This is a genomic window from Rhodanobacter sp. FW106-HT46G03, from assembly GCF_058789895.1.
In genome coordinates this window covers 3,075,482-3,100,326 of sequence record NZ_JBYTCC010000001.1, presented here as the reverse complement: position 1 = coordinate 3,100,326, position 24,845 = coordinate 3,075,482, and the positions used below count along the sequence as shown (strand labels likewise).

The window sequence follows — 24,845 nt, the reverse complement described above, 5'->3', positions numbered from 1 at the left end:
GCGTCTTGAGCGGCCAGTGGCACAGCACCGGGCAGGGGAACCTGCGTACGCGCTGACGCCAAACGGCTTTGCCCCATGCCCCGGGTTGCCGCGGCGGCTTTCCGCATTCAGACGTCCATTTGCAAAAAAAGTTTTGCGGCGATGCACAAAACCACGGCGCTTGCGTTAGGCTTGGACTTCCTTCGTGCGAGTTGACGCCGCTGTGCCGAATGCTTCCCGCAGTCCCGATGCCGCCCTGCCCGACGCGCCGTTGCGCAACGATGTGCGGCGGCTTGGCGCGCTTGTCGGCCAGATGCTGGCCGAGCAAGCCGACCCCGGCTTTCTCGCGGAGGTGGAGCGCATACGCACCGCAGCAATTGCACGGCGACAGAAAAACTCCCCGCTGGCAAAGCTTGCCGACCCGCTTGCCGGCTTGCCGCCGGCGCACGCCGAAGCGCTGGCGCGCGCGTTCGCCACCTATTTCCAGGCAGTGAATATTGCCGAGCGGGTGCATCGCATCCGCCGGCGTCGCGACTACCAGCGTGCCGGCGACGCGATGCAGCCGGAGTCGCTGCTGGATGTGCTCACCCGCCTCAAAGCCGCCGGCGTCACGGCCGATGAGCTGATCGCGTGGCTCAACCGCCTGCACGTCGAGCCGGTGTTCACCGCGCATCCGACCGAAGCCGTGCGCGCTTCGTTGCTGGAAAAAGAGCAGGCGATCGTGCGTGCCCTGGTCGACGGCTTTGACGGCGGGCGTACTCCGCAGGAGCAGCAGGAGGACGAGGCACGCATGTACATGGCGCTCACCTCCGGCTGGCAAACGGCCGAAGCCTCGCCGGTGCAGCCGAGCGTGCAGGACGAGCGCGAGCATGTGGACTTCTATCTGGCCGATCCGCTCTACCGCATCGTGCCGGCGTTGTATGAATCGCTGGCGCAGGCCCTGAACCAGGTGTACGGCGTGGCAGTGCCCCTGCCGCGCCTGCTGCGGTTTGCCAGCTGGGTGGGTGGCGACATGGACGGCAACCCGGCGGTGGGTGCCGACACCATTGAGGAATGCCTGCACGCGCAGCGCGAGCTGGTACTGGCGCGTTATCGCGAGGATGTTGCGGCGCTTGGCCGCCTGCTCAGCCAGACCGACGACCGCGTGGCGGTGACGGATGCCTTGCAGGAACGCCTTGCCGCCTACCGCGCGCGTTTCCCGCAGGCGGCGGCGACCATCCGCCCACGCCACGCGGACATGCCGTACCGCTGCCTGCTGCACCTGATCGGCGCGCGTCTCGCACTGACCCAGGACGATGCCGAAGGCGGCTACCCCAGCGTCGACGAATGGCTCGGCGATCTCCGCCTCATCGAGACCAGCCTGGCCGCCAACAAGGGCGACCACGCCGGCGCCTATGCGGTGCGTCGCCTGGTGTGGCGCGTGCGCAGCTTCGGTTTCCATCTGGCGCGGCTCGACGTGCGCCAGGATTCGCGCGTGCACGACGACGCACTGGCGATCCTGTTTGCCGACCCCGAGTGGGCGGGCCGCAGCGCCGAGGCGCGTGCCGAGCGTCTGCGCCCGTATGCGCGCGGCGAAGCGGCGTTTGCGGCGTCCGACGACCCCGTCGTCACCCGCTTGCAGGCGGTGTTCGCCACCGTCAAGACCAGCCGCACGCGCTATGGCGTGGATGCGACCGGGCTGTACATCATCAGCATGGCGCGCACGCCCGCCGACGTACTCGCGGTGCTGGCGCTGGCGCGCCACGGCGGGTTGGTCGATGCGGCCGGCAGCCGGGTGCCGATCGACATTGCGCCGCTGTTCGAAACCGTGGACGACCTGGAGAGCGCGCCGGCAACGCTGTGCGCCCTGCTGGCCGATCCGGTGTATCGCGACCACTTGCGTGCGCGCAACGACCAGCAGTGGGTGATGCTCGGCTACTCCGACAGCGGCAAGGATGGCGGCACCTTGGCCTCGCGCTGGGGTTTGCAGCGCGCGCAGGCGGAGCTGCTGAAAGTGGCGCGTGAGGGCGGCATCGAGCTGGCGTTTTTCCACGGCCGCGGCGGCTCGGCCAGTCGCGGCGGCGCGCGCGTCACCCCGGCGCTGATGTCCTCGCCGCGCGGCTCGGTGGCCGGCGTGCTGCGCGTCACCGAGCAGGGCGAGGTGATCCACCGCAAGTACGGCATCCGCGCGCTGGCGCTGCGCAACCTGGAGCAGACCGTGGGTGCCGTGCTGCGCGCCAGCCTGCGTCCGCGCAGCGCCGAGCCACGCGAGGAGCAATGGATCGCGCGCATGGGCGTGCTGTCCGCGGTGAGCCGGCAAACCTATCGCGCATTCGTCGAGCGCGAAGGCTTCGTCGAATATTTTCGCAGCGCGACGCCGATCGACGTGATCGAAAAGATGACGCTCGGCTCGCGCCCGGCGAGCCGCCGCAGCATGCACGGCGTACAGGATCTGCGCTGCATCCCGTGGGTGTTCGCGTGGACGCAGAACCGCTCGATCCTCACCGGCTGGTATGGCCTGGGCAGCGCGCTCGAACGCGGCGCGCAGCAATTCGGCGAGCAGGCATTGGCGGAAATGGCGCGTGACTGGCCGTTCTTCGCCAACGTCGTCGACGACGTGGAAATGGTGCTGGCCAAGTGCGACCTCGACATTGCCGAAACCTATTCCCGGCTTTCCGGCTCGTTGCATGGCGGCTTCTACGCGCTGATCCGCGACGAATATGAGCGCACCCGCCACTGGCTGCTGCGTCTGCAGGGCCACGCCGACCTGCTCGCCGGCAACCCCCGGCTGGCCGCCTCGATCACGTTGCGCAACCCCTACATCGACCCCGTCAGCCTGCTGCAAGTCGACCTGCTCCAGCGCTGGCGGGCCAGCGACCGGAAAGATGCCGCGCTGCTGAAGTCGCTGGTGGCCTGCGTCAACGGCGTGGCGCAGGGGCTGCAGAACACGGGTTGAGGCGGTGCATGCGGAGCGCCAGCCATGCTGGGCGACGCTATGCGATGCGGCCGCACGAGTTGACCAGTGATGCGTGATGCGTGATGCGTGATGCCTGACACCGGCCAGTCGTGCAGCTGGCGTCTGGAGCCTGCCATGCGCACCACGATCCAACTCGATGAAGACGTGCTGGCCGCAGCGCGGGCGCTGGCGGAGCGCGAAGGGCGCACGCTGGGCGAGGTGGTGTCCGAGCTGGCCCGCAAGGGGTTGGCACCGGTCGCAGCGCCGCAATTCCGCAACGGCATCCGGCTGATGCCAGTGCGCGCCGATGCGAAGCCGACCAGCCTGGCCGAGATCAATGCCCTGCGCGACGAGTCGCCATGGGCACCGTGACCCGCAAGGCGAAGCAAGGGGTGCGCGACGCACGCGGCGAGTGGTCGAACGGCGCCACGACGTGGCTACTCGACGTCAACGTGCTGCTCGCGCTGCTCGATCCGACTCATCCGCACCACGCCCCGGCGCACGCGTGGTTTGCCACCGCGCGTGCGTCGCGGGCCAGCTGCAACCTCACCGAGAACGGCGCACTGCACAACATGTCGCATCCGCGCTATGGCAACGCCGTGGCCACCACGGCCATCGCCGCCGACTTGCTGGCTGAGCTGTGCAGTCAGCCCGGCCACGTGTACTGGCCCGCCGACCTCAGTCTGCTCGATTCGCCGCTGATCGATCGCAGCCGGCTGCTCACTTCAGAGCAGGTCACCGACACCTGGCTGCTCGCGTTGGCGGTGCAGCGCGGCGGCAAACTCGCCACTTTCGACAAGCGCCTGGTGACCAGCGCGGTGCAGGGCGGCGACGCCGCCCTGCAGGTCATCGCGTAGATCGGCCAGGGGCGAAGGGAACAGCGTTTCCGAATCCCGGCCTTTCAGGCCCACTCCACCAGCGCTTCTTCCTCGCACATCCGCTGCCACGCCGGTCGTGCCTTGAGCCGCGTGGCCAGCGCCGCAATGTGCGGCCATTCGGTGGCGGGCCTGGGCATGTGGCGCGCCCAGCGCATCAGCATCAGGGCGTAGAGGTCGGGCAGGGTGAAGGTGTCGCCCAACAGGTAGGGACCGTGTTCGGCGAGATGGCGGTCGAGGAAGGTCCAGCCCTTCTCGATGCCGATGCGCGAATGTTCCTTGACGGCCTCAGCGCCTTCGGCGAGGTGGTCGCCCGGGTAGAACCACTGGCGGAACAGCGACTGCAGGTTGTTGGCGAGATAGAACATCCACTGCAGGTAATCGGCACGTTGGGCGCTGCCGACGGCTGGGGCGAGGCGTGCATCCGGGTGGCGTTCGGCAAGCAGCATCGCTAGCGACGCGGCCTCGGTATGCGCGACACCATCGACGATCAGCGTTGGTACCACGCCGAGCGGATTGATGGCGAGGTAAGCCGGCGTGCGCTGCTCGCCGTTTTCGATGTCGATCTTCTTGAGCTCGTAGCGGGCGCCGGTTTCGATCAGTGCGAGATGCACGACGAGGTTGGCCGATCCGGGGGCGTAATAGAGCGTGTACATGGCGCGTTCCATAGGATGTATCCGCCGATGATACGCGGCGCTCAGCCGTCCAGTTCCGTCCAGCGCACGTAGGCGGCGTCGAGTTCGCCCTGCAGCTTGGCCAGGGCCTCGTTGGCGGCGACGATGGTGGTGCTTTCCTGCTGGAAGAAAGCCGGTGCATTCATCGCTGCGCCGCGTGCGGCAATGTCCTGTTCCAGCGCTTCGATGCGGGCCGGCAGCTGTTCCAGTTCGCGCTGGTCCTTGTAGCTCAGCTTGCGCTTGGCGATGGCAACGGGTGGCGGTACCGCCGCCGGCGCAGGTGCGGGTACGACCGGGGTGGCGGCGACCGGCCGCTGGCGCAGCCAGTCGCTGTAGCCGCCCACGTATTCGCCCACGTGGCCATTGCCTTCGAGCACCAGCGTGGAGGACACCACGTTGTCGAGAAACGCGCGGTCGTGCGACACCAAGAGCAGGGTGCCGGTGTAGTCGGTGAGCAGTTCTTCGAGCAGCTCCAGCGTCTCCACGTCGAGGTCGTTGGTGGGCTCGTCCATCACCAGCAGGTTGGACGGTTGGGCGAACAGCTTGGCCAGCAGCAGGCGGTTGCGCTCGCCGCCGGAAAGTCGGGTGATCGGCGCGCGGGCGCGCTCGGGGGAAAACAGGAAATCCTGCAGGTAACCGATGATGTGCTTGCGTTGGCCGTTCAGCTCGATGTACTCGCGACCCTCGGCCACGTTGTCCAGCGCGTTCAGCGTGTCGTCGAGCTGCACGCGGTGCTGGTCGAAATACGCCAGTTCGATGCCGGTGCCGCGCGTCACGCTGCCGTGCGCGGGCGTGAGCTCGCCCAGCATGATGCGGATCAGCGTGCTTTTGCCGGCGCCGTTCGGGCCGATGATGCCAACCCGGTCGCCGCGCATCACGGTGGTGGAGAGGTCGTCAAACAGCACGTGCCCGGCAAAGCTTTGGGACACGTGCTCCAGCTCGATCACTTTTTTGCCGGAAGCCTGCGCGGTGGCGGCCGTCATCCGTGCCTTGCCGGTCAGTTCGCGCCGCTGCGCGCGTTCGACGCGCAGCGATTTCAGCGCCCGCACGCGCCCTTCGTTGCGCGTGCGCCGGGCCTTGATGCCCTGGCGGATCCAGGCCTCCTCCTGCGCCAGCTTCTTGTCGAAGTGCGCGTTGGCCTGCGCCTCGGCGTGCAGGCGTTCGTCGCGGCGGCGCAGGTAATTGGCGTAGTCGCCCGGCCAGTCCGTCACTGCGCCGCGGTCGATCTCGACGATGCGCGTGGCCAGCGCCTGCAGAAAGCTGCGGTCGTGGGTGATGAACAGCAGGGTGCCGGCAAACGCCTTGAGAAAGCCTTCGAGCCAGTCGATCGCCTCGATGTCGAGGTGGTTGGTCGGCTCATCCAGCAGCAGCACGTCGGGCTGCGCCACCAGCGCCTGCGCGAGCAGCACGCGGCGCTTCATGCCGCCGGAAAGCGCGGCGAAATCGGCATCGCCCGGCAACTCCAGCCGCTCCAGCACGCCGGCCACGCGGCGGTCGAGGTCCCACCCGTGACGCGCTTCGATCGCCTGCTGCACTTCGCCGAGTGCATCGAGATCGTTGGCGCCCAGCAATTGGTGGTAGCGCGCCAGCAGTGCGCCGAGGTCGCCCAACCCTTGCGCCACGACGTGAAACACGCTGCCCGCGGTGTGTTGCGGCACTTCTTGTGCCATGCGCGCAATCACGGTGCCGCTTTGCACGCGGATTTCGCCGTCGTCGGGTTTGAACTCGCCGTCGATCAGGCGCAGCAGGGTGGATTTGCCCTCACCGTTGCGGCCGACGATGCAGATGCGTTCGCGGGGTTCGATCGCAAGATCGACGTGTTCGAGCAGGAGCGGGCCGCCGATGCTGAAGTCGACGCGCTGCAATTGGATCAGGGACATGCCTTATTCTAACGGGCTGCCAAGCCAATACCGGCACGCGCGATGCTTCGCCGTCGACATTGTGTGCCAAAACATATATTTAACGCAGCGAGTTGATGCACCGCGTGTGGAACTGACGGCGGCGTTGCGTTATGGTCGGCGGCAATATGTGGTGACGATGTGGCTGTTGCGAGGAATCCGGGTGACAATGAAGCCGATGACGTGGGGGGGCGTGTTGCGGCGCTGGCGCATGCGCGCGTGGGTTGCGCTGCTGTGTCTGACCGGCTTTGCCGGTGCCGCGCACGCGGGTTACGCCGCCATCGTGGTCGACGCGTCGAGTGGCCAGGTGCTGCAGCAGGTGAATGCCGACCAGCGCGATTATCCGGCTTCGCTCACCAAGATGATGACGCTGTACCTCACGTTTCAGGGGCTGAAGAGCGGCAAGCTGCAGCTCGATGAACCAATGCAGGTTTCCGCGCATGCCGCCAACATGTCGCCGACCCGGCTTGGCCTGCGCGCCGGACAGACCATTTCCGTGCGGGATTGCATCCTTGGCATGATCACCAAGTCGGCGAACGATGCCGCCGCGGTGATGGCCGAGAACATTGGCGGCAGCGAACCGGCGTTTGCCGACATGATGACTGCGCAGGCGCATCTGCTGGGCATGGGCGAAACCCATTTCGCGAATGCCTCCGGGTTGCCCAACCCCGACAACACCTCCACCGCGCACGACCTGGTGCGGCTGGCAATGGCGCTGTATCGCGATTTCCCGCAATACGCGCATTTCTTCGCCACCCAGGAGTTCGTGTTTCGCGGCCAGATCGTGCGCGGACACAACCACCTGATGTACCGCTACCCCGGCATGGATGGCTTGAAGACGGGCTACATCGACGCTTCCGGTTTCAACCTTGCCTCCACCGCCGTGCGCGACGGGCGCCGGCTGTTTGCCGTGGTGCTGGGCGGGCGCACCGCTGCGGTGCGCGACAACCTCATGGCGCGGTTGCTGGACGACGGCTTCGCGGGGCAGGAAACGCCGCTGGCCGTCATCGCCGATGCCTCGCGCACGCCGTTGCCCGCCGTGGCCTCGCGGCGCGCCAAGTCCGCGCATTCGGTGCGGGTTGCCGCGCACACCCACCAGTCGCGGTCGGATCGCAAGGTTGCCGCGGCCAGCGCTTGCACCCGGCACACTGCCGCTTGCCGCCGCGCGACCGCGTCGCGCCGTGTGCGCCACGCGGCAACCACCCGCGTCGCCGCCCATCACCCGACGAAGAAGGCGGTGGTCGTTGCCGCCCGCCGCCAGGTGGATGGCTGAGCGCGGAGCCGCTTGAAATCCACCTTTGTGGGTTGGGCTTCGGCCCGACAACACGTTGCGGAAAGCCTGCCGGGCTGAATCCCGACCCGCGGGAATGCGGCTTTGGGGTGCCGGGGGTTTTGTGTGGCGCGTCGCGCAGAGGCGGAGTTTGCGGCGATATGGCCGCGTGTTCTGTGGCGATTTTCCGCACACCCCGCGTCGCCGGCCGGCTTGTCGGACTGAAGTCCGACCTACATCCGACCTGCAGGTACAGGGCGTCGACGCCGAAACAGGAACGGGCCGCTCAAGGGCGGCCCGTTTGCATGGCGGAGAGCCGTTGCCGGCTTACTTGAGCTTGGCGTCCGCGCGCAGCGCTTCGGCCTTGTCCGTGTTCTCCCACGAGAACGCGGTGAACACGCTGCCGTCGGCACCCTTGACCTGTACCGGCTTGCGGCCGAAGTGGCCGTAGCTGGCGGTGCGCTGGTAGATCGGGTGGATCAGGTCAAGCATCTTGAGGATGCCGTAGGGCCGCAGGTCGAAGTGCTTGCGGATCAGCCGTTCGATCTTGTCGTCGCTGATCTTGCCGGTGCCGAAGGTGGTGACCGAGATCGAGGTCGGCTCGGCCACGCCGATGGCGTAGCTCACCTGCACCTCGCAGCGGTCGGCGATGCCGGCGGCCACGATGTTCTTGGCCACGTAGCGCGCGGCGTAGGCGGCCGAACGGTCGACCTTGGACGGATCCTTGCCGCTGAACGCGCCACCGCCATGCCGGGCCCAGCCGCCGTAGGTGTCGACGATGATCTTGCGGCCGGTCAGGCCGCAGTCGCCCACCGGACCGCCGATCTCAAACCGGCCGGTCGGGTTGATGTGGAACTTGGTGCCCTTGTGCAGGAGCTTGGCCGGCAGCACCGGCTTGATGATGTGCTCGCGCACGGCTTCGATCAGGTCCTTCTGCTTGACGCCCGGCGCGTGCTGGGTGCTGAGGACGACCGCGTCGATGGCGGTGGCGACGCCGTTCTCGTAGCGCAGCGTGACCTGGCTCTTCGCGTCCGGGCGCAGCCACGGCAGCGGCGAGTTCTTCTGCTTGCGCACCTTGGCCTGGCGCTCGACCAGCCGGTGCGAGTAGTAGATCGCCGCCGGCATGTAGTCCTGGGTTTCGTTGGTCGCGTAGCCGAACATCAGGCCCTGGTCGCCAGCACCCTGTTCCTCCGGCTTCTTGCGGTCCACGCCCTGGTTGATGTTGGGCGACTGCTTGCCGATCAGGTTGATCACGCCGCAGGTGGCGCCGTCGAAGCCGACGTCGGACGAGTTGTAGCCGATGTCCAGGATCACCTTGCGGGTGATGGCCTCAAGGTCGATCCACGCATTGGTGGTGATCTCGCCGGCGACGATCGCCACGCCGGTCTTGACCATGGTCTCGCAGGCGACGCGGGCGCGCGGATCCTGCGCGATGATCGCGTCCAGCACGGCGTCGGAAATCTGGTCGGCAACCTTGTCCGGATGGCCTTCGGAAACCGATTCGGAGGTGAACAGGGAGTTGCTCATCGCGGGAAATATCCTTCTCTACGGATAGAGAGATAAACAAAGGTTCGACATCATAGCATTTGGCGCGATGCCGATGCAGCAACCATGTCGGGCAAATGGACGGATGGACGTCTGGCGGACGTGCTGACGGCTCCGTGCAATGCACCATCGCCGCATTCGCCATTCTCGGCCCGACACGGGGTGTAGCCGTGCACTGACTGGGGCCGCCGGCGGGTGGCGGTGCGCCGGAGGACCTGAACCACCCTGCGTGACGGGGCTGGTGTTACAGCGACTCGCAACGGTTGCGTCCGGCGCGCTTGGCGCGGTACAGCGCCTGGTCGGCGCGCTCGATCACGCTTTCAGGTGTGTCGCCCGTGCGCACCGCGGTGACGCCACAGGAAAGCGTCAGTTGCACCGGCTCTTGCTGACTGCGGAAGCGTGTGCGTTCGAGTCGGCTGCGCAGGCGCTCGGCCATTTCCAGCGCTTCGGGCAGATCGGCTTCGACGATGGCAAGGAATTCCTCGCCGCCGTAACGGGCAAGAAAATCGCCCGGGCGCAGCGTGGTTTGCAATTGCTCGGCCACGATGCGCAGTGCACGGTCGCCGGCGCCGTGGCCGAGACGATCGTTGATGCTCTTGAAATGATCGATGTCCATCATCAGCACGCACAACGTGCCGGTTGCCGGCGCCTTGAGCGTGGCCATGCGCGCGTCGAGCGCACGCCGGTTGGCGAGGCCGGTCAATGCGTCGGTATCCAGCAGGTGGCCCTTGGTCACCAGCATGGTTTCCATGTCGCGCGTGCTTTGTTCGAGCTTTTGCACGCGCCGGCGCAGGTTGTCGACGCGTTGGCGCCAGGCGTCTTCGCGTGCGTGCTCGCGTTTCTGGGTGGCGGCGAGGTGGCCGCGGATCGTCGCCAGGTGGGCGCGTAACGTGGTGCGCAGTTCGGCAAGGTCGCTGGCGGTTTCGATGCAGTCATCGATGGCTTCGACATCGTCCAGCACGCTGGCGTCCAGCGTGACGCGCGCTGCCGCGGCGTCGCTGTACTCGGCCGCGTTTTCCTCGATGAACTCCGCCATGTCGCCCAGCTCGCTGCCGATCTGGTGCAGCAGGCGCAAGGCGGCGCGGTGGTCGGTGGCGAGCCGGTGCAACTGGCAGCTCACCAGCTCGGCGAGTTTGCGGCCGTGTTCGCGCAGAGCCTCAACGTCGGTGCAACCGACGATGGCCGTACGCAAGGCCGTCATCTCGGCGGCCGAGCCTTCGTCGGGGTCGAGCCGGTCGAGCACGGCAAGCAGGAGTTCATCCAGCGCCGGCACGGGCGACGTGGCCGCAGCCGGGAGAGGCGCTGGCGCGCTGCCTGGCGGGTCAACGTTCTGCATCGCCTGTGCGAGGGCGCGCAGCAGGGTGGGGATGCGGGCGGCATCGGTCGGCTGGCGCACAATCCGGCGCAACTCTCCCAGCGTCGCATCCAGCGCGGCGCCGCCGGTTTCTGCGGGTTTTGCCAGTTGGGCGAGCAGCCGGTGCAGCAGTTCACCCACCCGCCGCCATTGCTGCTCGCGTTGCTGGATCTGTTCGATCGAGGCAAGCGTCGGCGAATCGGGTTGCACTGGTTCCATTGGCGGCTCCGGCCAGGCAGGACGCCGTGATTCTAGTGGGAATGGGTGCCGGCGGCAGGCGCTGGCGCGGGCGGTCGAGGCCCGCGCCAGCGCGTTTACACAGTGATTTCGCCGCGCAACTCGCGCGCACTGGCCGCCATGTGTTCGAGTGCCGGCTCCACCTCGGCCCAGCGCCGGGTCTTCAGCCCGCAGTCGGGGTTGATCCACAGCTGGTCGGGGCGCAGCACCTTGAGCGCCTTGTGCACCAGTTCGGTCATCTCGGCCTTGGCTGGCACGCGCGGCGAGTGGATGTCGTACACGCCGGGGCCGATCCCGTTCGGGTACTTGAAGCGCACGAAGGCGTCCAGCAGTTCCATCCGCGAGCGGCTGGTCTCGATCGAGATCACGTCGGCGTCCATCGCGGCCACCGCCTCGATGATGTCGTTGAACTCCGAGTAGCACATGTGGGTGTGGATCTGCGTGGTGTCGCGCACGCCGCCAGCGGTGATGCGGAAGCACTCCACTGCCCAGGCGAGATATGCCGGCCACTCGGCGCGCCGCAGCGGCAGCCCTTCGCGGAACGCCGGCTCGTCGATCTGGATCACCTGGATGCCGGCCGCTTCGAGGTCGTGCACTTCGTCGCGCAGCGCGAGCGCGATTTCGTGGCACACGGTTTCGCGCGGCAGGTCGTCGCGCACGAACGACCACTGCAGCATGGTTACCGGGCCGGTGAGCATGCCCTTCACCGGCTTCGGTGTGAGCGATTGCGCGTAGGTGGCCCAGGTCACGGTCATCGGCTGCGGGCGCGCGACGTCGCCCCAGATCACCGGCGGCTTCACGCAGCGCGAACCGTAGCTTTGCACCCAGCCGAGCTTGGTGAACAGGAACCCGTCGAGCTGCTCGCCGAAATACTCCACCATGTCGTTGCGCTCCGGCTCGCCGTGCACCAGCACGTCCAGCCCGATGCGCTCCTGGAAGCGGATCACGCGCTCCACCTCGGCCTTGATGCGGGCCTCGTAGCTGGCGTCGTCGAGCTTGCCGGCGCGGTGCGCGGCGCGCGCCTTGCGCACCTCCTCGGTCTGCGGGAACGAGCCGATGGTGGTGGTGGGCAGCGGCGGCAGCGTGAGTGCTTCGGCCTGCGCCACGCGGCGGGTAGCGTAAGGCGAGCGGCGCAGCGCCATCTGCGGGCTGATCGCATGCAGGCGGGCGCGCACCGCCGGGTTTTTCACGCCGACGTGTTCGGCCTGGTGGTCGAGCAGGGTCTGCTGCGCCTGGAGCGCGGCGGCGGCTTCGGTCTGGCCGGCGAGTGCATCGGCGTAGACGCGCAGCTCTTCGAGCTTCTGCCGGGCAAATGCCATCGTCGCGCGGCGGGTGGGATCGAGCGCGGTTTCCGCCTCGATGTCGATCGGCACATGCAGCAGCGAGCACGAGGGCGCGATCCAGAGCTGTTCGCTGCCGACCCGATCCTGCGCCTGGTGCAGGCGCGCCAGCACCGCGTTCGGCCGGCTGCGCCACACGTTGCGGCCGTCGATCACGCCGGCGCTGAGCACGCGGTCGGCGGGCAGCGCGGCGAGCACGGTGTCGAGCTGCTGCGGCGCACGCACGAGATCCACGTGCAGGCCGGCCACCGGCAGGCTCGCGGCCAGCGCAAGGTTGTCGCCGAGCGCGCCGAAATACGTGGCCAGCAGGATCTTCGGTCCGCCCGCGGCCGCCAGCGCGGCATAGGCCTTGCGGTAGGCGGCGTGCGTCGCGGCGTCCAGGTCGAGCACCAGGCAGGGTTCATCCAGTTGCACCCAGTCGGCGCCGGCAGCCGCCAGCTTCTGCAGCAGTTCGGCGTAGGCGGGCAGCAGCGCATCGAGCAGGGCGAGGCGGTCGCTGTCGTCCACTGTCTTGGACAGCAGCAGGAAGGTGACCGGACCGACCAGCACCGGCCGCGCGCGGTGGCCGAGCGCCCGGGCTTCGAGAAACTCCGCGACCGGCTTGTCGCCCACCAGCCGGAACTTCTGCCTGGCCTCGAGCTCCGGCACCAGGTAGTGGTAGTTGGTGTCGAACCACTTGGTCATTTCCAGCGCGTGCAGGTCGAAGCCATCGCGCTTGTGGCCGCGCGCCATGGCGAAGTAGCCGGCGAGCGGATCCTTCGCAAACACCGGGCGGTAGCGCGCCGGGATGGCGTCGAACAGCACCGCGGTGTCGAGCACGTGGTCGTACAGGCTGAAATCATTGCTGGGCACCACGCCGGCGCCGGCATCGCGGCCAAGTTGCCAGTGGCGGGCGCGCAGTGTGCGTGCGGTTTCCAGCAGGCTGGCGGCATCCAACTCGCCGCTCCAGTGGGCTTCCAGCGCGCGCTTGAGCTCGCGCTTGAGTCCGATGCGCGGGAAGCCTGCATAGGTGACGGTAGACATCGGTTGATTCCTCGTTGCAATGGTGTGGCGAACCAAAGGCGGCGGTGTGCCAGCGGGTGCATTTGCCGTCGTTGTTCCGCTGGTGAGCCGGTTGGCAGGGCCGGACCGATCGCGGTTTTCTGTCGTATATCTTTCGATTCGAATAGAAAGATGCAAGCAATTGACGCCAACGGTAGTGAGTCGGACGAGCGCGCGTCAATGACCATGGTCAGGCGATCCGGTTTGGCAAACATGCGTTCTGGTTATATCGGAATGCGCAAGCGTCCTTTGTTGCCGCACGCCGCCAATAAGTAACGTGCGCAGACGTCCAGACGTCCAAATGAAGGTCCTTACCATGAGTCGCATCGCCATCCAGACCCCCGACAGTGCACCGGCCGAGGCGCGCCCACGTCTTGAATCGGCACGCAAGGCCAGCGGGTTCGTGCCCAATCTGCTCGGGGTGCTGGCAAACGCACCGACTGCGCTCGAGACCTACCAGACCGTGAGCGCGATCAATGCGCGCAACGGCCTCACCGCGACCGAGCGCGAGGTCATCCAGATCACCGCCGCCAGCCGCAACGGTTGCGGGTTCTGCGTAGCCGGGCATACCAAGATCGCGCGCAACAAGCTCAACCTGCCGGCCGAGCTGGTCGATGCGCTGCGCCACACGCATGCGCTGGAAGACTCCAAACTCAATGCGCTGGCGCGCTTCACGCTGGCCGTGATCGAGCACAAGGGCGGCGTCACCGATGACGAACTCAAGCAGTTCCTGGCCGCCGGCTACAGCCAAGGCAATGCGCTCGAAGTGGTGCTGGGCGTGAGCCTCGCCACCTTGTGCAACTACAGCAACAACCTGGCCCGCACGCCGATCAATCCCGAACTGCAGGCGTACGCCTGAGTCCCGCGAGGCCTGCCGTGAACGCTTCCTTGCCATCCCTTGAGGCCATCGACGCCGCGGTGCACGCCGAGTTGGCGCCGCTGGCGGTCGATATCGACGTCGACGGCGTCTACCCGGAGGCGTTCCTGCGTCACCTCGGTGCGCTGGGTGGTTACGGCGCCAGCCTGGTGGCCGACGAGCACCATCCGCTCGATCTGCGCCACGTGCTGACGGTGGCTGCGCACGTGGGCGCGGTATCCGGTGCGGCGGCGTTTGCGGTGTGGTGCCAGTTCACCTGCGCGTGGTACTTGCGCCACGCGACGGTGCCGGCAACGCGCGCGCGCTATCTCGATGCCGTGGTGCGCGGCGAGCTGCTGGCCGGCACCGGCATGTCCAACACCATGAAGCACCTTGCCGGCATCGAGAAGATCCGCTTGAGCGCCCGCCGCGAAGGCGACGGCTACGTGCTGAACGGCGTGTTGCCGTGGGTGTCGAACCTGGCCGCGCACCATCTGGTGATCGTGGCCGCCGCGGTGGATACCGGCGGCTACGCGATGTTTGCGGTGGAAACCGGCACGCCCGGCTACGCCAATCATCCGTGCCCGGAGTTTTCCGGCATGGAGGGCTCGCGCACGCTCAGCCTGCGCTTCAAGCAGGTGCGGGTCGCCGCCGACCAGGTGCTGGCGCATCCGGAGCAGTTCGACGCCTTCATCGCGCGCATCAAGCCGGGTTTTCTGCTGGGCCAGGTTGGCATGGGCCTCGGCGTGGTCGACGCCTGCATCAAGGTGCTGCACGAACACGGCGGTGGACAGAACGACGTCAACGCCTATCTCGACGTGCAGGAAGACGATCTGCAGGCTGCCCGCGACGTGTTGGTGGCCGAGACGGCGTTGTTGGCCGCCCAGGCGCAAGTGGGCAAGGCCGCGCTGCTGCCGGTGTTGCGCCTGCGCGCGGAGGCTTCGGAGCTGGCGCTGCGCGCTGGCAACGCGGCGGTGCTGCATGCCGGCGCACGCGGCTACATTCGCCGCCACGCGGCGCAGCGTCTGCTGCGCGAAGCGGTGTTCGTCGCCATTGTCACTCCGGCACTCAAGCATCTGCGCAAGGAGATCCATGACCTTGAGCAGGCGGCGTCACGCGCCGAGGCGGCGTGACGGTGCGTGCGGTCGACGCATGGAAGTCGGACGCAGGGTGTGGCCCTGACACGGCTGTACGCAAGGACGAACCCCTCTCTCCGGCTGCGAGCTTCACCGCCATGACCGACCAACCCACGCCGCTACATCCGGCCCTTCTCGATGCCAGCCACATCGCCCTGAGCTACGGCCGCCACGGCCAGGTGCGGTACCCGGTGCTGCGCGATTTCTCGTTGCAGCTGCGCGCGGGGGAGATCGTCGCCGTGCTCGGCCCGAGTGGCGCCGGCAAATCCTCGCTCCTGCGCGTGCTCGGCGGCTTGCAGAAGCCTGACCGCGGCAGCGTGCGCGTGCGCGGCGAAGTGCTGCACGACACCCATCCGCGCGTGAGCCTGATGTTCCAGGACCCCTGCCTGTTGCCGTGGCTGACACTCGAAGAGAACGTCGGTTTCGGCCTGGATTTTGCGCGCCAGCCGGTGCTGGACCGCAATGAGCGTCGTCGCCGCGTGCATGCCTTGATCGACGAGGTTGGCCTGACTTCGGCGCTCGGGCGCTATCCGTCCGAGCTTTCGGGCGGCATGGCGCAGCGCGTGGCGCTCGCGCGCAGCCTGGTGCGTCGGCCGGAGCTGCTGCTGCTGGACGAACCCTTCAGCGCGCTGGACGAGATCACCCGCGGCGAGATGCAGCAACTGCTGCTCGTGCTGGCCAAGCGCAGCCAGACTGCAGCGGTGCTGGTCACCCACGACATCGACGAGGCCTTGCTGCTCGCCGACCGCATCCTGCTGCTCGGTGGCGTGCCGGCTGAACTGCTCGGCGAATGGACGCTCGCCGCCGCGCAGCCGCGCGACGCGGTGTCCGGCGAGCTGACGCGCATGCGGGTGGACATCGTGCAGGCGCTGCGCGCCGCGCGCACGGACGCGCCGGCCGCGGCCGAACGCGCCGTCGCCTGACGCCGCGCTACCCTTTTCCGATCGAGATCACCATGACTGCCGATACTGGGGATACCGTTTCCTCGCGCCGCCGCTTTCTCAAGCTGTCGGCGCTGTTCACTGCCGCCGGTGCCTTGCCGCTGCTGCAGAACTTCGAGCGTGCCGTGGCGGCCGAGCCGGATGCGCCGCTGCGCATCGGCTACCTGCCGATTACCGATGCCACGCCGCTCTTGGTGGCGCACGAGCGCGGTCTGTATCAGGCCCAGGGACTCAAGGTCGAACGCCCGCGGCTGTTCCGCAGTTGGGCCGAGATCGTCGAGGCGTTCCTGAGCGGGCAGGTGAACGTGGTGCACATGCTCTCGCCGATGACGGTGTGGGCGCGCTACGGCTCCAAGTCGCCCTCCAAGGTGGTGGCGTGGAACCACGTGTGCGGCTCGGCGCTCGCCGCCGCGGTCAGGCCGAACGTGGCCAAGCTGGCCGACATCGCCGGCACCACGTTCGCCATTCCGTTCTGGTACTCGGTGCACAACGTGGTGCTGCAGCACCTTTTGAAGCACGAAGGCCTGACCTCGATCGGCAGCGGCAAGCCGGGGCCGAAGCAGGTGAAGCTGGCGGTGATGGCGCCTTCGGACATGCTGCCTGCGCTCGCCGGCGGGCGCATCTCGGGCTACATCGTGGCCGAGCCGTTCGTGGCGCTGGCCGAGATTTTGAGGGTCGGCAAGGTGCTGCGCTTCACCGGCGACGTGTGGAAGGACCACGCCTGCTGCGTGGTGCAGATGCATGAGCGCGATCTGAACCAGCGACCGCAGTGGACGCAGAAAGTGGTCAACGCCATCGTGCAGGCGCAGGCGTGGACGCGCACGCACCGCGACGACACCGCGCGCCTCTTGGCCAAGGATGCGCCCGGCCGCTACACCCCGCACGGCTACCCGGCGCTGGCCAAGGTGCTGGCGCCGCCGGCGTCGGACGATGCCGCCTACGTCAAGAGCGGCGCCATCCGTCACCCGGAGTGGCACGAGCACCGCATCGATTTCCAGCCGTATCCGTACCCGAGCTACACCGAAACCCTGGTGCAGATGCTCAAAGGCACCTACGTCGAAGGCCGCAACGAATTTCTCGCCAAACTCGACCCGGCGTTTGCCGCGCGCGACCTGGTCGACGACCGCTTCGTCAAGCAGGCGATTGCGGCCGCGGGCGGCATGCAGGCGTTCGGCGTGCCGAACGGTTTCACCCGCACCGAACAGATCACCACCTGACTTTGCGCGGCACCACGCCACCGGTTTTTGCCATGAATGCCCGTATCGCCGTTCCCCGCTCCAGCACCCGCATCGCGCTTGGCCTCATCGGCCTCGGCGCCCTGCTGGCCCTGTGGTCGGTCGGTATCCGTCTGCTCCGGGACGACACCCCGATGGCCGCCAACCTTGCGCCCGCCGACGCGTTCCGCAGCCTGTGGGAACTCATCGCCGACAACGAGCTCACGCGCCACACGCTCACCAGCCTGCGCCGGGTGCTGGTGAGCCTGGCCGCCGCGCTGATCCTCGGCGTGCCGATCGGCGTCGCGGTCGGCAGCTCGCACACGCTGGATGCCGCCACCAGCGCGCCATTCCAGTTCCTGCGCATGATCTCGCCGTTGTCGTGGATGCCGATCGCGGTGATGGCGTTCGGCATCGGCGACATGCCGATCTATTTTCTTTTGACCATCACCGCGGTGTGGCCGATCATCCTCAACACCGCCGCCGGCGTGCGCCAGCTCGACCCCGGCTGGCTGCTGCTCGGCCGCAGCCTGTGCGCCACGCGCGGGGAGATGCTGCGGCGGATCGTGGTGCCCGGCATCCTCGGCCACGTGCTGACCGGTGTGCGGGTCGCGATCGGCATGATCTGGATCTTGCTGATCCCGTGCGAAATGCTCGGCGTGAGCTCCGGCCTCGGCTATTTCATCCTGGATACCCGCGACCGCCTCGCCTATTCCGAGCTGATGGCGGCCATCCTTCTGATTGGTGCGCTCGGCTTTCTGCTCGACGGCGCCGCGCAATGGCTGCATCGGCGCTGGGCGCGTGGCAGCGGCGAGGCTTGAATCCGGATCAGGCCGCCAGCGCGACGCCGGCGGCCAGCGCGGCGAAGTAATTGCGGGTGAGGCGCAGTTGCTCGCGCGCGGTTTCGGCACGGTTGACCACCTGCCGGAACGCGGCGTTCTCCGGGCGATCCTTGGCGTACCAGCCGAGGTGCTTGCGCGCGATGCGCACGCCGGTCTCCTCGCCGTAAAACGCATACAGCGCTTCGAGGTGGCCGATGAGGATCGCCGCCACTTCCGCCGGCGTCGGCTCCGGCAGCGTTTCGCCGGTGGCGAGGTAATGTGCGATCTCGCGGAAGATCCACGGCCGCCCCTGCGCACCGCGGCCGATCATCAGCGCGTCGGCGCCAGTGGCGTCCAGCACGTGGCGCGCCTGCAGCGGCGAGGCGACGTCGCCATTGGCGAACACCGGAATGCGCACCGCGGCCTTCACCGCGGCGATGGTGGCGTACTCCGCCTCGCCCAGGTACTTGTCGGCGCGCGTGCGGCCGTGGATCGCCAGCGCAGCGATGCCGGCGTCCTCGGCGACATGCGCGATCGCCAGCGCGTTGCGATGCTCGCGATCCCAGCCGGTGCGCATCTTGAGCGTCACCGGCACTTCGACCGCGCTGGCCACCGCGTGCAGGATGCGCGCCACCAGCGCTTCGTCCTGCAGCAGCGCCGAGCCGGCCCACACATTGCACACCTTCTTCGCCGGGCAGCCCATGTTGATGTCGATCAGCTGCGCACCGTTCGCCACGTTGACGCGCGCGGCCTCGGCCAGCACCAGCGGGTCGGCGCCGGCAATCTGCACGCTGACCGGCTCCGGCTCGCCGGCGTGATCCATGCGGTGCAGCGACTTGGCCGTATGCCACAGCGTGGGGTCGGCGGTGGTCATCTCGGATACCGCCAGCCCTGCGCCGAGCCGCTTGCACAGGAGGCGAAACGGTTTGTCGGTCACGCCGGCCATCGGTGCCAGCGCGAGCGGTGGGTCGATGCGGTAGAGCCCGATCTGCATGCGCGCATTGTAATGGGGCGCAGATTGGCATCGAAATCCGTATGATCGGCACCGATCAGGCGCTTGATGGGAGGCGGGCGACCGATGCGACGACAGGGGGCTTTTGGATGTCTGCTGCTGGTGGCGGCGTTGCCGGCGCTGGCGACGTCCATCAACACGTATCGCGAACGTGCGGTGGTCGACCCGCGCGGCGTGATTGCCGATGTGCGCCGGGCGCTGGATCAGGCCGGGTCCACGCTGGCACCGGAGCGTGAACGCGCGATGCTCTGGGGCATGGGCACTGCCGCGATCAACCTCAACGACGATGCGGCGCTGGCCGAGGCCACGCTGCGCCTGGATGGTCTTGCCACGGCAACCCATGATCCCGTGGCCGCTGCTACCGCCGGCTTTTTGCGGGCGCGGCACGGCATTGCCAATGGCGATGGCGACGGTCTGGGCGAGGCGTTGCGCGCCGCGAGCGCGGTGCAGGGGCAGGTCGAGCCGGCGCTGGCTGCGTGGGCGCGCTTCCAGTTGTGCGACGCCTATACGCTGGACGAAAAGCCAGACAAGGCGTTGCCCTCTTGTTACCAGGCGGTGGCGGCATACCGCGCGCTCGGCGACGCGTATGGCATGGGCGACGCGGAGAACGACGTCGGACTGGCGCTGGCCACGCAAAACCGCGTGGACGACGCCGCTGCCGCGTACCACCGCGCGCGCCAGCATTTCCGCGAAGCACGTGCGGACGAGCTGGTGGTCATGGTGGGCGACAACCTGGCCCAGATGTATCTGCAACAGGGCCGCGCACGGGAGGCGCTGGCCTTGTCGCGAGCCTCGCTCAAGCAGGAGCAGGCCTCTGGCCGCGTCAGCGACGCGCTGGGGTCGATGACCGACATCGCGCGCGCCGAAGCGGCGCTTGGCCATCACCGCAAGGCGTACGCCGGCATGCGCGCCGTGGTGGCGCAGGCGCGCAAGGCCGGCATCAAAGGGCAATTGATCGACTTTCTGCGGATCGAAGGCGGCCTCGCCGAGCGCGTCGGCGATCTGCACCAGGCATTGGCCGACGAGCGCGAAGCGACCGCGCTGGAGGCCCGTTACGAAACCCCGGCCGTGCGCGCGATCGAAGCGGAGCTGTCCCAGCGTTACGCGGTACGCGAGAAGGAGCTGCGCATCAACGAACTGGAGCGCGCCAACCAGATGCAGGCGCTGCAGCTCAAAGCGGTGCGCGCCGAAGCGGCGCGGCGGCACGAGCACGAGCAGCGGCAACGCATGGTCAGTGTCACCATCGTGACCGTGGCTATCGGCTTGCTGGCGGTAGTGGCGATGCTGGTGTTGCTGTTGCGCGCCAAGAGCCGGTATGCCGCCGAGCTGCAGCAGCAGACGTTGCGCGATCCGTTGACCGGCATCCCCAACCGGCGGGCGTTCATGCAGCGCGCGGGTGAGCTGTTGGCGACCGACCCCGGCCCGACCGCCGGGCATGTGCTGATGCTGATCGACTTCGATCACTTCAAGCGCATCAACGACAGCGCCGGCCATCCGGTGGGCGACCGTGTGTTGACGCTGGTGGCTGCCTGCCTCGCGCAACGCGTGCTCGAGCCCAGCTTGGTGGCGCGCGTCGGCGGTGAGGAGTTTGCCGTGCTGTGCCCACGGGTGGGGGCGGAAAGCGGTGTGCGGCTGGCGGAGGGTTTGCGTGCCGCGGTGGCGGCGCTGCCGATGCCGGCGGCCGTGGAGACACAACGCATGACGATCAGCATCGGTGTGGCGATGTTTGACGGCCGCTGCTGCCGCGACCTCAGCGGCTGGATGCGGGCGGCGGACAGCGCGTTGTATTCGGCAAAATCCTATGGGCGCAACCGCGTCGTGGCCGCGAGCGTCGTGGCTGGCTCATGAGTGGCGCCGCCGCGCGCGGCGTGAACGCTGCCGTGGGTTGATAACGGCTATTTCAAGCGCTGGGACAATTTGCCGCAGGTGCGCGTGGCGCCGGGGCAATCGCTGCGCAAGCCTTGTGGCATCCCGTTTCAATCCCCGGTGCTGGTCAATGTGCGCCGTGCCGAAGTGCCGCCACTCTTGATACGCGTCAAGCCCAAACCCCGGCCACACTTTCTATATTCGTCCGTGTCCACAGTGTCCGTTGCGCGTTCGACACGGTGGCGCGGTACCGATCCATCTCGGCCATCGTGTAAGGGGTTGTCCCATGTCTCAACGCACCATCGATTTATCGCTTTCCACGCTGGCGGCATTTGCCGGCGTTCTGCTTTCGTGGCCGTTTTTCCGCGACCACCGCTATTGGGCCGAATCGCCGGAAATGTGGTGGGTTTATATCGGCACCGGTTTCTTGCTGGCAATTTACGTGTTCTACGTTTTCGTCATTTGTCTGCGCACTTTGTTTGCGCACGACGCTTTGGGCAAGCAGGCCCCCATCAACGGTAAAGACGAGGGGCGTGCGCCATGAGTTGCCTCGACGAAAAAAACTGCCCGGAGGTGCGCCGACGGCGCCTCGCGCTGGTGATGTTCGGCTTGATGATGCTGGTATTCATCGTGCTGTCCGGCTTCTCGTTCCTCAGCTCGCGTGGGCAGGTCACGCCCGACCAGGTTTCGTTCGGCGCCAATCAGGCCACCGCCGGCAAGCGGGTATTCCAGGCGTACAACTGCATGGATTGCCACACGCTGGTTGGCAATGGTGCGTATCTCGCACCCGACCTCACCAAGGAGTACCAGGATGCCGGCCCGGCCTGGCTGGCCGCGTTCCTGCCTTCCGCCGGTGGCTGGCCGACCGAGGCCGCGCTGCGCACCCAGCTCCTGAACAAGGAGGTGGCGGCGGATGCCGGTGTCGATTCACTGGATGCGTATTACCGCAAGTATCCGGGCGCAAAGGATCGCGTTGATCGGCGTGGCGGCAAAACCACGTTCATGCCGAACCTGCCGTTCCACGGCAACGAGGTCGGCGAGCTGATCGCCTATCTCAAGTACACCTCGGAAATGGATACCGAAGGCTGGCCGCCGAAGGTCATGACCGGCACCCTCGATCACCGTTTGGCGCTGCTGCACGGCACACCACTCGTGGTCGCCGCACCGGTTGCACCCGCAGCGGCAGCCAATGTGGCAGACACGCACGATCTTGCCGAACACGGCGAGGCGGTGGCGAAGGACTTTGGTTGCCTCGCCTGCCACGCGGTCGACGGCAAGCCGCTGGTCGGCCCGGACTGGGGCCATTTGTACGGCGCGCAGGTCAAGTTGACCGACGGCAGCAGTGTGGCCGCCGACGATGCCTACCTCACCGAGTCGATCCTCAAGCCGAACGCGAAGATCGTGGCCGGCTATACCCCTGGCGTGATGCCGCAGCAGTACGACCAACTGCTCAAGCCGGATGACGTCAAGGCCATCGTTGCGTATATCCGCAGCCTGGAGAAGCGATGATGCAGATTTCATACCAGACACAACGCTTGAGCATGCGGTTCTTCATGCTGATGGCCACCTTGTTTGTCGTGCAAGTGGGCTTTGGCCTGTTGCTGGGCTTGCAGCAGGCCGACCCGACGGTGCTCGCCGGCACGCTCAATTTCAACGTGGTGCGCGCCGAGCACCTGAGCCTCGGCATATTCTGGATCCTCTCCGGGTTCATCGGCGCCATCCTGTTTGTCGGTCCGCTGCTGTCCAAGCGCGAGCTGGCGGCACCATGGCTCATCAAGTTCCTGTTCTATGCGCTGATCGTCACCATTGTCTGGAACATGGCCACCCAATCGCTGGCGATGAAGGGCATTGCCGGATGGTGGGAAGGCCAGCCGTGGTTGCAGCAAGGGTTGGAATATCTCGAAGCCGGGCGCGCTGCGCAGGTCGTGATCCTGATTGGCTTCAGCATTCTTGCCGGCGTGGTATTGCGCACATTCCCGCCCCGCAAGGAGTGGAATGAAATCCACTGGGGGTTGGCGATTGGCGTGGTGGCGTTGACCGCGGTTTGGCTGTTCGGCATGTTTTACGTAAGCCGCCTGGATTTGCAGGAATACTTCCGCTGGTTTGTCGTGCATTACTGGGTGGAAGGCGTGTGGGAGGTGATCCACATCAGCCTGATTGGTTTCCTCCTGGTATTGCTGTTCAAGGTGGATGTGAAATCGGTCGGTTATGCCGTGTTCTGGGGTGTGGCGCTGGTATGGTTATCCGGACTCTTGGGTAATGCACACCATTACTTCTGGATCGGCACGCCGGAGTTCTGGCAGTTCTGGGGCTCGCTGTTGAGCGCGATGGAACCGTTGCCGCTGGTGTTCTGTTTCTGGCACATCTATCTCGATGCGCACCAGAATCGTCGACCACTGGAAAACGCGCCCGCGTTCTACTTCATCCTGGGCTCGGTGGTACTGGAGCAGGTGGGTGCCGGCATCCTCGGTTTCAGCATGACGTTTGCGCTCACCAACGCATGGTCGCACGGCACCTGGATCACGCCGGCGCACGCGCATCTGGCGTTGTTCGGCACCTTTGGCATGCTTGGCATCGGTGCGGCGTATTACGCAGTGCCGGCGATGCGCGAGGCGGCCAACTTCGACCAGCGCATCGGGCGCCTGGCGTTCTGGATGGTGATGATCGGCGTGCTCGGCATGGCGCTCTCCTTTGCGCTGGGCGGCACGGTGCAGATCTACGTCTACCGCACGCTCGGATTGCACTGGTTTGGTGGCGACCTGTTCCCGGCGATGGGTGTGTATCGCCTGCTGGTGGCGGTGTTCGGTTTCCTGCTGGCCGTGGGTGCCGGACTCATCGCGTTCGATCTGGCGACCATCGGCAAACGCACCCGCAGTGTCATGGCCAACCATCGTGCGCCGCGTGCGGCATCCGGTTGGGGGCGGCCGTTGTCGGGGTTCGAGGCCGGGATCTGGCTGACCGCGATGTGGGTGTTCGGCGGTATCGTCACGCTCAGTCTCCTGAGCTACAACCTGCCGCGGGTACGCGTGGATGGCGATCCGACCTTGCCGTACCTGCTGGCTGGCATCGGCTATCCCGGCCTGCTGCTGGTGACGGTGCTGTTCGTGTGGCGGTTCCTGGCGTCGATGGAAGCGCGCACGGCCACCGCGCCGGCGGTGATGCCGGCCGCGGCGGTGGCGGTCGCCGGCTGAGCACGGAAGTCAGTGTGTCGGCACGACCCGGCGGGCTGCCGCCGGGTCGTGTTTTTGCTTGAACAGCGGCACGAACAGCAATGCCATCACCAGCGCATAGGCGGCAAACGCCAGCCAGATGCCCTGCCAGTTCTTGCAGATGGCGACCGCGTCGTTGCACACCGGGTTGGTGAAGAAACGGTCGATCATCCAGCCGGCGACGAGGCTGCCGAGCACCGCGCCGACCCCGTTCGTCATCAGCATGAACAGCCCCTGCGCGCTGGCGCGGATCTTCGGGTCGGCCTGGCTCTCGACGAACAGCGAGCCGGAGATGTTGAAGAAGTCGAACGCCATGCCGTAGATGAGGCACGACAGCACGATCATCCATAGCCCGTCGCCGGGGTTGCCGAAACCGAACAGGCCGAAGCGCAGCACCCACGCCAGCATGCTCATCGTCATCACCGCCTTGATGCCGAAGCGCTTCAGGAAAAACGGGATGGTGAGGATGAACGCGGTTTCCGAGAACTGCGAGATCGAAATGATGATCGCCGAGTATTTGACGGTCAGCAGGTTGGCGTAGGCCGGTACCTTGGAAAAATCCTTGAGGAAGGTGTCGCCATAGCAGGCTGTTGAGAATGCCTCTTCCGAGGGCATCGCGATAGGGTATTTCTATCGTCGGGG

General features: G+C 66.9%; 18 protein-coding genes and 2 pseudogenes. 13 read left to right on the top strand and 7 right to left on the bottom strand.

From position 1 onward, the window contains the following. Positions 1-184 precede the first annotated feature (184 nt). From ppc to AC3WP6_RS13940, 3 genes are all read left to right on the top strand, one after another. Complete coding sequence (ppc, locus tag AC3WP6_RS13950; protein ID WP_492628214.1) at positions 185-2,914, top strand: phosphoenolpyruvate carboxylase; 2,730 nt, start codon at positions 185-187, stop codon at positions 2,912-2,914. A gap of 135 nt (positions 2,915-3,049) precedes the next feature. Further along, positions 3,050-3,286 carry a hypothetical protein gene (locus AC3WP6_RS13945; RefSeq protein ID WP_492628213.1) on the top strand — a complete coding sequence of 79 codons (237 nt, stop codon included), beginning with the start codon at positions 3,050-3,052 and terminating at the stop codon, positions 3,284-3,286. Further along, a complete protein-coding gene (locus AC3WP6_RS13940) occupies positions 3,274-3,771 on the top strand; it encodes a TA system VapC family ribonuclease toxin (RefSeq protein ID WP_492628212.1) in 498 nt (165 codons plus the stop codon). Before AC3WP6_RS13945 ends, AC3WP6_RS13940 begins: the two co-directional genes overlap by 13 nt. 44 nt (positions 3,772-3,815) lie before the next feature. Here AC3WP6_RS13940 and AC3WP6_RS13935 read toward each other — a convergent pair whose 3' ends face one another. Together AC3WP6_RS13935 and abc-f are read right to left on the bottom strand one after the other, a co-directional pair. Continuing rightward, positions 3,816-4,457: a glutathione S-transferase family protein gene (locus AC3WP6_RS13935; protein WP_492628211.1), complete on the bottom strand. Its 642-nt coding sequence runs from the start codon at positions 4,455-4,457 to the stop codon at positions 3,816-3,818. 29 nt (positions 4,458-4,486) lie between these two features. Further along, on the bottom strand, positions 4,487-6,343 hold the full coding sequence (gene abc-f, locus AC3WP6_RS13930; RefSeq protein WP_492628210.1) for a ribosomal protection-like ABC-F family protein: 1,857 nt from the start codon (positions 6,341-6,343) through the stop codon (positions 4,487-4,489). A gap of 187 nt (positions 6,344-6,530) precedes the next feature. Here abc-f and AC3WP6_RS13925 point away from each other — a divergent pair, with 187 nt between their 5' ends. Next, entirely contained in the window at positions 6,531-7,634 is a 1,104-nt protein-coding gene (locus AC3WP6_RS13925) for a D-alanyl-D-alanine carboxypeptidase family protein (RefSeq protein ID WP_492628209.1), read from the top strand. Between the two features lie 324 nt (positions 7,635-7,958). On the opposite strand, the gene metK is transcribed toward AC3WP6_RS13925, so the two are convergent. The 3 genes from metK to metE all read right to left on the bottom strand — a co-directional run bounded on the left by metK (position 7,959) and on the right by metE (position 13,130). Then, positions 7,959-9,158 carry a methionine adenosyltransferase gene (metK, locus tag AC3WP6_RS13920; protein WP_492628208.1) on the bottom strand — a complete coding sequence of 400 codons (1,200 nt, stop codon included), beginning with the start codon at positions 9,156-9,158 and terminating at the stop codon, positions 7,959-7,961. A gap of 262 nt (positions 9,159-9,420) precedes the next feature. Beyond that, positions 9,421-10,749 (bottom strand): GGDEF domain-containing protein, encoded by a 1,329-nt coding sequence (locus AC3WP6_RS13915; RefSeq protein ID WP_492628207.1) that lies wholly within the window; start codon positions 10,747-10,749, stop codon positions 9,421-9,423. A gap of 95 nt (positions 10,750-10,844) precedes the next feature. After that, a complete protein-coding gene (metE, locus tag AC3WP6_RS13910; protein WP_492628206.1) occupies positions 10,845-13,130 on the bottom strand; it encodes a 5-methyltetrahydropteroyltriglutamate--homocysteine S-methyltransferase in 2,286 nt (761 codons plus the stop codon). A 334-nt stretch (positions 13,131-13,464) separates the two neighbouring features. Here metE and AC3WP6_RS13905 point away from each other — a divergent pair, with 334 nt between their 5' ends. The 5 genes and pseudogenes from AC3WP6_RS13905 (at position 13,465) to AC3WP6_RS13885 (ending at position 18,116) form a co-directional block, all read left to right on the top strand. Next, positions 13,465-14,007, top strand: coding sequence for a carboxymuconolactone decarboxylase family protein (locus AC3WP6_RS13905; protein WP_492628205.1), 543 nt, complete (start codon positions 13,465-13,467; stop codon positions 14,005-14,007). A gap of 17 nt (positions 14,008-14,024) precedes the next feature. Beyond that, on the top strand, positions 14,025-15,137 hold the full coding sequence (locus AC3WP6_RS13900) for an acyl-CoA dehydrogenase family protein (protein WP_492628204.1): 1,113 nt from the start codon (positions 14,025-14,027) through the stop codon (positions 15,135-15,137). Positions 15,138-15,346: 209 nt separating this feature from the next. Next, positions 15,347-16,063, top strand: a pseudogene (locus AC3WP6_RS13895) (ABC transporter ATP-binding protein); the annotation flags it as partial. 32 nt (positions 16,064-16,095) lie between these two features. Then, positions 16,096-17,298, top strand: coding sequence for an ABC transporter substrate-binding protein (locus AC3WP6_RS13890; RefSeq protein ID WP_492628203.1), 1,203 nt, complete (start codon positions 16,096-16,098; stop codon positions 17,296-17,298). 32 nt (positions 17,299-17,330) lie between these two features. Continuing rightward, positions 17,331-18,116 (top strand): ABC transporter permease, encoded by a 786-nt coding sequence (locus AC3WP6_RS13885; protein ID WP_492628202.1) that lies wholly within the window; start codon positions 17,331-17,333, stop codon positions 18,114-18,116. A gap of 7 nt (positions 18,117-18,123) precedes the next feature. Here the strand turns inward: AC3WP6_RS13885 and dusB are convergent, their stop codons facing one another. Continuing rightward, positions 18,124-19,110, bottom strand: coding sequence for a tRNA dihydrouridine synthase DusB (dusB, locus tag AC3WP6_RS13880; RefSeq protein ID WP_492628201.1), 987 nt, complete (start codon positions 19,108-19,110; stop codon positions 18,124-18,126). Between the two features lie 84 nt (positions 19,111-19,194). Here dusB and AC3WP6_RS13875 point away from each other — a divergent pair, with 84 nt between their 5' ends. The 4 genes from AC3WP6_RS13875 (at position 19,195) to AC3WP6_RS13860 (ending at position 24,185) form a co-directional block, all read left to right on the top strand. Further along, on the top strand, positions 19,195-20,976 hold the full coding sequence (locus AC3WP6_RS13875) for a GGDEF domain-containing protein (protein WP_492628200.1): 1,782 nt from the start codon (positions 19,195-19,197) through the stop codon (positions 20,974-20,976). Positions 20,977-21,280: 304 nt separating this feature from the next. Next, a complete protein-coding gene (locus tag AC3WP6_RS13870; protein ID WP_492628199.1) occupies positions 21,281-21,538 on the top strand; it encodes a hypothetical protein in 258 nt (85 codons plus the stop codon). After that, the gene (locus AC3WP6_RS13865) at positions 21,535-22,503 is read left to right on the top strand and encodes a c-type cytochrome (RefSeq protein ID WP_492628198.1); all 969 of its coding nucleotides are present in this window, start codon (positions 21,535-21,537) and stop codon (positions 22,501-22,503) included. The genes AC3WP6_RS13870 and AC3WP6_RS13865 overlap by 4 nt, the downstream gene beginning before the upstream one ends. Continuing rightward, entirely contained in the window at positions 22,500-24,185 is a 1,686-nt protein-coding gene (locus AC3WP6_RS13860; protein ID WP_492628197.1) for a cbb3-type cytochrome c oxidase subunit I, read from the top strand. Before AC3WP6_RS13865 ends, AC3WP6_RS13860 begins: the two co-directional genes overlap by 4 nt. 9 nt (positions 24,186-24,194) lie before the next feature. On the opposite strand, the pseudogene AC3WP6_RS13855 reads toward AC3WP6_RS13860, so the two are convergent. Then, positions 24,195-24,794, bottom strand: a pseudogene (locus AC3WP6_RS13855) (MFS transporter); the annotation flags it as partial. Positions 24,795-24,845: the final 51 nt, after the last annotated feature.